General features: G+C 38.6%; 9 protein-coding genes and 1 pseudogene. All 10 read left to right on the plus strand.

Annotation, left to right across the window (positions count from 1 at the left end; genetic code table 11):
- Positions 1–2: 2 nt before the first annotated feature.
- Entirely contained in the window at positions 3–1376 is a 1374-nt protein-coding gene (gene murF / locus AAX18_RS08555) for a UDP-N-acetylmuramoyl-tripeptide--D-alanyl-D-alanine ligase (protein ID WP_046953573.1), read from the plus strand.
- Positions 1370–2452, plus strand: coding sequence for a phospho-N-acetylmuramoyl-pentapeptide-transferase (gene mraY, locus AAX18_RS08560; protein WP_005628287.1), 1083 nt, complete (start codon positions 1370–1372; stop codon positions 2450–2452). The genes murF and mraY overlap by 7 nt, the downstream gene beginning before the upstream one ends.
- A 122-nt stretch (positions 2453–2574) precedes the next feature.
- On the plus strand, positions 2575–3900 hold the full coding sequence (murD, locus tag AAX18_RS08565) for a UDP-N-acetylmuramoyl-L-alanine--D-glutamate ligase (protein WP_046953574.1): 1326 nt from the start codon (positions 2575–2577) through the stop codon (positions 3898–3900).
- Between the two features lie 10 nt (positions 3901–3910).
- Positions 3911–5095, plus strand: a complete 1185-nt coding sequence (gene ftsW / locus AAX18_RS08570) for a putative lipid II flippase FtsW (protein ID WP_046953575.1) — start codon at positions 3911–3913, stop codon at positions 5093–5095.
- Positions 5096–5106: 11 nt separating this feature from the next.
- Positions 5107–6162 (plus strand): undecaprenyldiphospho-muramoylpentapeptide beta-N-acetylglucosaminyltransferase, encoded by a 1056-nt coding sequence (gene murG, locus AAX18_RS08575; protein WP_046953576.1) that lies wholly within the window; start codon positions 5107–5109, stop codon positions 6160–6162.
- Between the two features lie 97 nt (positions 6163–6259).
- A complete protein-coding gene (gene murC, locus AAX18_RS08580) occupies positions 6260–7687 on the plus strand; it encodes a UDP-N-acetylmuramate--L-alanine ligase (protein ID WP_046953577.1) in 1428 nt (475 codons plus the stop codon).
- A gap of 85 nt (positions 7688–7772) precedes the next feature.
- Positions 7773–8693 (plus strand): D-alanine--D-alanine ligase, encoded by a 921-nt coding sequence (locus AAX18_RS08585; RefSeq protein ID WP_046953578.1) that lies wholly within the window; start codon positions 7773–7775, stop codon positions 8691–8693.
- Positions 8693–9457 carry a cell division protein FtsQ/DivIB gene (locus tag AAX18_RS08590; protein WP_046953579.1) on the plus strand — a complete coding sequence of 255 codons (765 nt, stop codon included), beginning with the start codon at positions 8693–8695 and terminating at the stop codon, positions 9455–9457. Before AAX18_RS08585 ends, AAX18_RS08590 begins: the two co-directional genes overlap by 1 nt.
- A gap of 15 nt (positions 9458–9472) precedes the next feature.
- Positions 9473–10750, plus strand: coding sequence for a cell division protein FtsA (ftsA, locus tag AAX18_RS08595; protein WP_005646429.1), 1278 nt, complete (start codon positions 9473–9475; stop codon positions 10748–10750).
- 81 nt (positions 10751–10831) lie between these two features.
- Positions 10832–11005: pseudogene (locus AAX18_RS08910) on the plus strand (cell division protein FtsZ); the annotation flags it as partial.

An 11005-nucleotide genomic window follows, 5' to 3' on the forward strand; every position in this document is an offset into this window, starting at 1 on the left:
TTATGATTAAACTCTCTACTGAACAATTAGCACAGATTCTTCAAGCTAAATTAATTGGCGATAAAAATGTGCAAGTTGAAGAAATTAATACAGATACTCGAAAAAGAGTATCAAATAGTTTATTTTTTGCGTTGAAAGGTGAAAAGTTTGATGCTCACCAATATCTTGAACAAGCGGTAGCACAAGGTGCGGTAGCCGTGGTTGTTCAGCAAGAAAATTCATCCATTTCTGTTCCACAACTTGTGGTTAAGGATACTCGAATTGCTTTAGGCGAACTTGCAAAATGGTTACGCGAGAAAATTAATCCGCGTACTGTCGCGATGACAGGGTCTTCTGGTAAAACCACGGTAAAAGAAATGACGGCGAGTATTTTGCAACATACAGCTTGTGATTCAGAAGCGGTACTTTTTACCAATGGCAATTTTAATAACGATATTGGTGTGCCCTTAACCCTTCTTCGCTTAACAGAAAAACATCGTTTCGCTGTGATCGAACTTGGTGCAAATCATCAAGGTGAAATTGATTACACCACAAAATTAGCTCAACCTGATGCTGCATTGATTAATAATATTGCGCCGGCGCATTTAGAGGGCTTTGGTTCTTTAGAGGGCGTAGCACAAGCTAAAGGTGAGATTTATCGCGGTTTAACATTGAATGGTGTAGCGATTATTAACGCAGAACATAATCATTTAAATGTTTGGCAAAAAGAAATCGGTGAACATGAAATTCAATATTTCAACGGTAAAGATTATTCCGCAAAAAATATTCATCATACTGCTCAAGGTTCCACTTTTACACTTATTTCCCCACAAGGTGAAATTGAGATTAACTTGCCTTATCTGGGGGAACATAATGTAAAAAATGCCTTGGCTGCTACCGCACTTGCAATGAATGTCGGTGCCACTCTTACAGATGTAAAAGCTGGATTAGAACAACGTTCACAAGTGAAAGGGCGTTTATTCCCCATTCAAGTCACGCCTAATTTATTGCTGTTAGATGATACTTATAATGCGAATAAAGATTCTCTATGTGCTGCGATTGATGTTTTAAAAGGTTATGATGCTTTCCGTATTTTGTGTGTCGGTGATATGAAAGAGTTGGGCGAAAACTCTCTCACTATTCATCGTGAAGTAGGACAACATGCCAACTCGGCAAATTTAGATTTAGTTTGTTCTTATGGCAATGAAAGTGCGGTTATTTCTGAGGCTGTTTCGGGTAAGCATTTTACTGATAAGGTGGAAATGGTTGATTTTCTTGTGCCATTGATTGAAACCCAATTACAACAAAATAACAAAGTCGTGGTGCTAGGAAAAGGCTCGCGCTCAATGAAAATGGAAGATGTAATCTATTCATTAAAGGATAAAATTAAATGTTAGTCTGGCTTGCTGAATATCTTGTTCGTTATGAAACCGCGTTTAATGCGATTTCTTATATTACGGTCCGTGCAATTCTTGCATTATTAACCGCACTTTTTATCTCACTTTGGATTGGCCCAAAAGTGATCAAACGTTTACAGATCTTAAAATTTGGCCAAGAAGTGCGAAATGATGGTCCTGAAAGTCACTTTGCCAAAAAAGGCACCCCCACTATGGGCGGTGTGATGATTTTATTCTCTATTGGCGTAAGTACGTTATTATGGGCAAATCTCGCGAATCCTTATATCTGGGTTTGCTTATTTGTATTATTTGGATACGGTGCAATTGGTTTTGTGGATGATTTCCGCAAAATTACTCGTAAAAATACAGATGGTTTAATTGCTCGTTGGAAATATTTTTGGATGTCTGTTGTGGCATTAGTGGCAATCCTTTGGCTTTATTGGCTTGGCCACAACACCGATGCCACCCGTTTAGTGATTCCATTCTTTAAAGACATTATGCCTCAATTAGGTTTGTTTTATATCGTATTGTCTTACTTTGTGATTGTTGGAACGGGTAATGCGGTGAATTTAACAGATGGTTTGGATGGATTAGCGATTATGCCAACAGCGCTTGTCGCAGGCGCGTTTGCGTTAATTGCATGGGCGACGGGTAACGTGAATTTCGCAGAATACTTGCACATCCCATACATTAAATATAGTTCTGAGGTGGTTGTATTTTGTACCGCCATCGTTGGTGCAGGGTTAGGATTCTTGTGGTTCAATACTTATCCCGCGCAAGTCTTTATGGGTGATGTAGGTTCTCTTGCATTAGGTGGAGCACTTGGTGTCGTGGCGATTCTAGTTCGTCAGGAATTTTTACTTGTGATAATGGGCGGGGTATTTGTTGTTGAAGCGCTCTCTGTTATTTTGCAAGTAGGGTCTTATAAGTTACGTAAACAACGCATTTTTAGAATGGCACCGATTCACCACCATTTTGAATTGAAGGGATGGCCAGAGCCAAGAGTGATTATTCGGTTTTGGATTATTTCCTTAATGTTGGTATTGATGGGATTGGTCACCTTGAAGTTGCGTTAATAAATATAGCTAGGTTCGCTCTTTCAGTTTTTGAAAGGGCGACCTTTTTTACGTTAGTAAAGGAAATTTATATTCCATCAATAATATAATTTTAAAATTTATAGCAATTAAGAAGAAAGAAAATGAACGCCTATCAAAACAAAAATATTACTATCATCGGGCTTGGCAAAACAGGTCTTTCTTGCGTGGATTATCTCTTATCCCAACAGGCTAATATTCGTGTGATTGATACCCGAAAAAATCCTACTGGTGTTGATAAACTTCCTAAAAATATCCCTCTTCATACTGGTAGTTTAAATCAAGAATGGTTACTTGAAAGCGATATGATTGTTATCAGTCCAGGGCTTGCAGTAAAAACACCTGAAATTCAAACCGCACTTAAAGCCGGCGTAGAAGTAATCGGTGATATTGAATTATTCTGCTGCGCGGCGACAAAGCCAATTGTGGGGATTACAGGTTCAAATGGAAAAAGTACTGTTACTACTTTAGTTTATGAAATGGCGAAAGCTGCTGGCGTGAAAGTTGGTATGGGCGGCAATATTGGAATTCCAGCTTTGTCATTGTTGAATGAAGATTGTGAACTTTATGTACTAGAGCTTTCTAGTTTTCAACTTGAAACGACTTATAGCTTAAAAGCTGCCGCTGCAACTGTCTTGAACGTGACAGAAGATCATATGGATCGCTATGTGGATTTAGAAGATTATCGCCAAGCAAAATTACGCATTTATCACAATACTGAGGTCGGAGTTTTGAATAATGAGGATAAGCTGACTTTTGGTGAAGGTGAAAATCAAGCGAAACAAACCGTTTCTTTTGCGGAAAATACAGCAGATTATTGGCGGAAAACGGAAAACGGCAAGCAATACTTAATGGCAAAAGATGAAGTGATTTTGCCTTGTGAAGAAGCAACATTAGTCGGTCGCCATAATCATATGAACATTTTGGCGGCAACGGCATTGGCACAAGCTGTCGGTATTAATTTAGATTCAATTCGTACCGCACTTCGTCATTTCAAAGGGTTAGAACATCGTTTTCAATTAGCGCATCAAGCTAATGGAATTCGTTGGATTAATGACTCTAAAGCAACAAATGTAGGGAGTACAGTTGCCGCATTAGCAGGCCTTTATGTTGAAGGAAAATTGCATTTGTTGTTAGGCGGTGATGGAAAAGGGGCTGATTTTTCAGAATTAGCTGACTTAATTAATCAACCACATATTATTTGTTATTGTTTTGGTCGAGATGGTGCGCAACTCGCTAAGCTTTCATCGCAAAGCTATTTGTTCGATACAATGGAGCAAGCGATAGAATTTTTACGCCCAACATTGCAAAGCGGAGATATGGTATTATTGTCGCCAGCTTGTGCAAGCCTCGATCAGTTTGCTTCTTTTGAAAAGCGCGGTGAAGAATTTACTCGTTTAGCGCAATATTCAGCCCAATTTAGTCATTAATAAAAATAAGATGGAATTTTTACAAAACATCAAAAAAAATTACGATGAATGGACACGCATCACACCGCAAGGTTTGCTGTATGATCGTGCGCTATTTTGGTTATTTGTTATTTTGCTTTTAATTGGTTTAGTTTCAGTAACATCTGCATCTATTCCTTATAGCTCTCGTTTATTTAATGATTCTTTTTACTTTGCAAAACGCGATGCTTTTTATGTATTTCTTTCTTTAGCGACTTGTTATGCCATGTTGTATATTCCAACTGAAAAGTTGGAAAAATGGAATGTAAATATTTTCTGGGCAGCTGTGGCTTTATTGATAGCCGTATTATTTATCGGTACATCAGTGAATGGTGCTAAACGTTGGATTTCATTGGGAATTTTGAATTTTCAGCCAGCTGAATTTGCGAAGCTTGCACTGACTTGTTTTTTGGCAAGCTATTTTACTCGTCGTTATGATGAGGTAAGAGGTAGAAAATTTAGTGCGATAAAACCCTTTATTGTAATGGGCGTGATGGGGATGTTCCTCTTAGTTCAGCCTGATATGGGAAGTACAGTTGTACTGTTTGTTATTACTTTCGGTATGCTATTTATCGTCGGCGCGCACTTTTTCCAATTTATTTTGCTTGGTGCAACAGGTGTAATTCTTGGCGCTTGGTTAATCATCTCTGCTTCTTATCGTTTAAAACGTTTCACCGGTTTTTTAGATCCATTTAAAGACCCTTATGGTACAGGCTTCCAATTAACGAACTCTCTTATGGCATTTGGTCGTGGAGAAATAACGGGGGAAGGGTTAGGTAATTCAATTCAAAAACTAGATTATTTACCTGAAGCGCATACTGACTTTATCATGGCTATTATTGGTGAAGAGTTTGGCTTTATAGGCATTTTAATTGTTGTTATTTTGCTCGGCTTGCTTGTATTTCGTGCGTTGAAGATCGGAAAGGAATCTTTAATGTTAGAACAACGTTTTAGAGGATTTTTAGCTTTAGGCATTGGCTTTTGGATTTTCTTCCAAGGCTTTGTTAATTTAGGTATGGCACTTGGAATGTTGCCGACTAAAGGTTTAACCTTTCCACTCGTGAGTTATGGTGGTTCGAGTATTATTATTATGTCAGCGACTATTGGCATTTTATTACGTATTGATCACGAAAACCGTTTACTTCGCGCAGGTCAAGCTCGCCTACGCGATGATTAGAGATAAAGAAGATGAAAAATAAAAAATTATTAGTGATGGCTGGTGGAACAGGTGGCCATGTTTTTCCAGCGATAGCTGTTGCTCAAGTTTTACAAAAACAAGGATGGGATATTTGCTGGTTAGGTACGAAAGATCGAATGGAGGCTCACCTTGTACCAAAACATGGAATCCCGATTAGATTTATCCAAATTTCGGGTTTGCGTGGTAAAGGTATAAAAGCTTTATTAAGCGCTCCTTTTGCTATTTTCCGAGCTATATTGCAGGCAAAAAAAATTATTCAAGAAGAAAAGCCTGATGCTGTACTTGGAATGGGGGGGTATGTTTCAGGTCCTGGTGGTCTTGCTGCAAAACTTTGTGGTGTACCGATAATTTTGCATGAACAAAATGCGATAGCGGGTTTAACGAATAAATGGTTAGCAAAAATTGCAACTCGTGTATTGCAAGCATTTCCAAGTGCTTTTCCTCATGCTGAAGTTGTTGGTAATCCAGTTCGGGAAGATTTATTTAAGATGCCATATCCTGAAGTTCGTTTTGCGGAGCGTGAGGAGAAATTACGTGTCTTAGTGGTCGGTGGTAGCCAAGGCGCGAGAGTGCTTAACCATACTTTACCTAAAGTAGTCGCCCAGCTTGCAGATAAATTAGACGTTCGTCATCAAGTAGGTAAAGGTGCGGTAGAAGACGTTAGCAAACTTTATGGCGAGAATTCAGAACAAGTTAAAATAACAGAATTTATTGATGATATGGCTGAGGCTTATGCCTGGGCAGATGTGATAATTTGCCGTTCTGGCGCATTAACTGTATGTGAAATTGCGGCAGTTGGCACTGCAGCTATTTTTGTACCTTTCCAACATAAAGATCGTCAACAATATTTGAATGCGAAATATTTGGCGGACGTGGGTGCCGCAAAGATTGTAGAACAGGCAGATTTAACGCCTGAAATTCTGGTGAATTATTTAAAAAACTTTACTCGTGAAAATTTATTACAAATGGCTGAGAAAGCGAAAGCAATGTCGACACCTCTCTCTGCACACCGAGTTTCTGAGGTTATTATAGAAAATTCAAACTAACTGATATTCCAAAGAATAAGAAAAATATTGCGATTTTTAACCGCACTTTTAGAATAGGCACCAATATTTTGCCAAATGTGTCAAAAAGGAAAAATAAATGAAACATTCCCACGAAGAAATTAGAAAAATTATCCCTGAAATGCGTCGAGTGCAACAAATTCATTTTATTGGAATTGGTGGCGCAGGAATGAGTGGTATTGCTGAGATTTTATTGAATGAAGGCTATCAAATCTCTGGTTCAGATATTGCTGATAGCTTAGTAACTCAACGTTTAGCTCAGGCTGGAGCAAAAATTTACATTGGCCATGCAGAAGAACATATTGAAGGTGCCAGTGTTGTTGTCGTATCCAGTGCGATAAAAGATGATAACCCTGAATTAGTTGCAGCAAAACAAAAACGTATTCCAGTGATTCAACGAGCACAAATGTTGGCTGAAATCATGCGTTTCCGCCATGGTATTGCTGTTGCAGGAACCCATGGGAAGACGACAACAACCGCTATGATTTCCATGATTTACACTCAAGCAAAGCTCGATCCAACGTTCGTTAATGGTGGTTTGGTGAAATCAGCAGGTAAAAATGCACATCTAGGCGCAAGTCGTTATTTAATTGTAGAAGCGGATGAAAGTGACGCCTCGTTTTTGCATTTGCAGCCAATGGTATCTGTTGTGACTAATATGGAACCAGATCATATGGATACCTACGAAGGTGATTTCGAAAAAATGAAAGCGACCTATGTGAAGTTTCTACATAATTTACCCTTCTATGGTTTAGCCGTGATGTGTGCAGATGATCCAGTATTAATGGAACTTGTGCCAAAAGTTGGTCGCCAAGTGATTACATATGGTTTTAGTGAACATGCAGATTATCGCATTGAAGATTATGAACAAACAGGTTTTCAAGGTCATTACACAGTGATTTGCCCAAATAATGAACGTATTAATGTACTGTTAAATGTGCCAGGAAAACATAATGCGTTAAATGCAACGGCTGCACTTGCTGTAGCAAAAGAAGAAGGTATTGGCAATGAAGCTATTTTAGAAGCCCTTGCTGATTTCCAAGGTGCAGGTCGTCGCTTTGATCAGTTAGGTGAGTTTATTCGTCCAAATGGTAAGGTTCGTTTAGTTGATGATTATGGTCATCACCCAACAGAAGTGGACGTAACGATTAAAGCCGCACGAGAAGGATGGGGAGATAAACGTATTGTTATGATTTTCCAACCGCATCGTTATTCTCGTACTCGTGATTTATTTGATGATTTTGTACAAGTGCTTTCGCAAGTGGACGCATTAATTATGCTTGATGTGTACGCAGCGGGAGAAATGCCGATTGTTGGAGCTGATAGTAAATCTCTTTGTCGCTCCATTAGAAATTTAGGAAAAATCGATCCAATCTTGGTTTCTGACACATCACAATTAGGCGACGTTCTTGATCAAATTATTCAAGATGGCGATTTGATTTTGGCGCAAGGTGCGGGTAGCGTAAGTAAAATCTCTCGTGGCTTAGCTCAATCTTGGAAAAATTAAGACTTTTATAAATAGATTTTAGAAATTTGAGATGGTCTTATTTATTAATAAAGACCATCATAATAAGATATATAAGTAGGATAAAATGAATTTAAAACAAGAAAAAATTGCAGTGTTATTAGGCGGAACATCCGCTGAGCGTGAAGTTTCTCTCAATTCAGGTAAAGCGGTATTAGAGGCTTTATTAAACCAAGGTTATGATGCTCATCCTATTGATCCTAAAGAATATAATGTAGCTAATCTTAAAAAGGATGGTTTTCATCGAGTGTTTAATATTTTGCATGGCCGAGGTGGTGAAGATGGCACAATACAAGGTTTATTAGAGCAAATTGGTTTACCTTACACTGGTTGCGGAGTGATGGCTTCAGCATTAACTATGGATAAAATGCGTACAAAAATGTTGTGGAAGGCATTTGGATTACCTGTAGCAGATATGGAAGTAGTAACCCGAGAAACCTTTGCTGAATTAGACGCTCAGGCTGTAGTGGAAAAACTAGGCTTACCATTAATGGTGAAACCTTCTTTGGAAGGCTCTAGTGTTGGATTAACTAAAGTTAAAGCCGTGGATGAGCTAAAAAGTGCGGTGGAATATGCACTTAAATTTGATAATACGATTCTGATTGAAGAATGGTTAGCTGGCGATGAATTAACAGTGCCCGTATTGGATAGCCAGGTACTTCCAGCTATTCGTATTGTTCCTGAAGGTGAGTTCTATGATTACAATGCGAAATATATTTCTGATAATACTCAATATTTCTGTCCTGCAGGTTTAACGCCTGAGCGCGAGCAAGAGTTAGCTATATTAGTGAAACGCGCTTATGATGCAGTAGGATGTCGTGGTTGGAGCCGTATTGATGTTATGTGCGATGCGAAAGGTAATTTCCGTTTAGTTGAAGTGAATACGAATCCAGGAATGACGAGCCATAGTTTATTCCCAAAATCTGCCGCAAGCGTGGGTATTTCTTTTGAACAGCTTGTTGTGAAAATCTTGGAGCTAAGTGTGTAATGAACATTCTGAAAAGGAAAACTCCACAGAATATTCGTTTTAGTGAACAAAAGCCTAAATATTATTTTCATATTCGGGCTTTCTTGGCTTTGCTTGGTATACTTTTTGCTCTTAGCATCTATTTTAATTGGCAAACTCTGCTAGAGAAAATGGATGATAAGCCTATTAGTGGTTTTGCATTGGCTGGACAAAAGATTTTTACCACGGATGCCGATATTAAGGAAAGCTTATTAAAAATGGGTTCTCTTAAAGGGTTTTGGGGGCAAGATGTCGAGCCAATTCAAGCGCAAATAGAAGCTTTACCTTGGGTTAAAAGCTCAATTGTGCGAAAAATATGGCCAAATCGTTTAAGTATTTGGATTACTGAATATCAACCAGTGGCATTTTGGAATCAGAACCAATTTGTTACTCAGGATGGTGTTGTATTCCAACTTCCAATTGAACGCTTAAAAGAGAATACTTTGCCTTATTTAGGTGGGCCAGATTATCAAAGTTTAAAAGTATTGGAAGCATGGAATCAGATTTATGCCGATTTTAAATCAAAAAATTTAATTGCAAAAGGCATGAATATTGATGAACGCGGTGCATGGCAAGTAACACTTGATAATGACATTGTGTTAAAGTTAGGTCGTGGAGAATGGAAATCTAAGCTTGAACGATTTGTCACGATTTATCCGCAAGTTGATGTTCCAGAAAATAAAAAAATAGATTATGTAGATTTACGATATGCGGCAGGTGCTGCTGTGGGTATGGCTGATAAATAAAAACTAGGTGCGAAAATGGTTAAAGGTGTGGAAGCTAAAACAATTGTAGGATTAGAAGTCGGTACGTCAAAAGTTGTTGCCGTAGTGGGCGAGGTATTTCCTGATGGTGTAGTGAATGTGTTAGGTGTTGGTAGTTGCCCATCTAAAGGGATTGATCGTGGCAGTATCACCGATCTTGAAGCTGTCGTAAATTCTATTCAAAGAGCCATTGAAGCCGCTGAATCTATGGCTGATTGTCAGATTATGAGTGTCACTTTGGCAATTACTGGTGAACATATTCAAAGTTTAAATGAAAGTGGTTTTGTGCCAATTTCAGATGGCGAAGTAACACAAGATGAAATTGATTCCGCACTGCATACAGCGAGCTCCATCAAGTTGCCTGAAGGCTTATCCTTATTGCATGTGATTCCTCAAGAATATGCGGTGGATCGCCAGTTGAATATTAAAAATCCATTGGGTTTGCAAGGTGTTCGTTTAAAAGCACAAGTACATTTAATCGCCTGTCATCAAGATTGGCAAAACAACCTGAAAAAAGCGGTTGAGCGCTGTGGTTTACAAGTGGATAAAGTCGTTTTTTCTGGTTTTGCAGCAACACATTCAGTATTAACCGAAGATGAAAAAGATCTTGGTGTTTGCTTGATAGATTTCGGTGCAGGCACAATGAATGTGATGGTTTATACAAACGGAGCATTACGTTTCAGTAAGGTTATTCCTTATGCGGGAAATATTGTGACTAACGATATTGCCCACGCTTGTACTATTTCGCGTGCAGAAGCTGAACGAATTAAAGTTAATTATGCAAGTGCATTTTACCCGGCTCGTTTGCACGGTGATAAAAAAATTGAAGTTGCAAGTATTGGTGGGCGAGCACCTCGTTCATTAACAAAGAGTGATTTATCCTTAATTACATCTGCTCGCTACACGGAACTTCTAGGTGTTGTGAAAGATGAATTAGATAAATTAAAGTCTGAGTTGGAAACAAAACATGTGAAGTTTGAGCTTATTGCTGGCGTAGTGATTACTGGCGGTGGGGCCCAAATAGAAGATTTGAAAGAATGTGCATCTGACGTATTTAATTGCCAAGTACGTATTGGTAGCCCGCTGAATATTACTGGATTGACAGATTACGTGAATCGTCCTCAATATTCAACGGTGGTGGGTTTGTTGCAGTATAACCATAGTAACAGTGATGATGATTTGATTTCAGGAAATGATGAATCTGATGACGGAGTACTAAAACCAATTTGGAATGGAATTAAAAAAATTGTGAATAAAGTGCGGTCAGAATTTTGATTATTTTGATTTTTCATCTACAATAGAGAGAATTTAGGTTTTATATTGAGCCAGCTTATCTGGCTTTAACGGAGAACATCAATGCTATACCCAGAGTACCCTGAGTACGATAATTTTAATGAATCCGGCGCACTGATCAAAGTCGTAGGCGTTGGCGGCGGTGGCGGTAATGCTGTAAACCATATGGTTATGAGTATGGTAAAGCAAGAAATGGGTGGTACTTATTTAGGTGAAAGCTCATTAACTTCAGAAGAG

Source organism: Haemophilus haemolyticus, assembly GCF_001008205.1.
GTDB classification, from domain to species: domain Bacteria; phylum Pseudomonadota; class Gammaproteobacteria; order Enterobacterales; family Pasteurellaceae; genus Haemophilus; species Haemophilus haemolyticus_Q.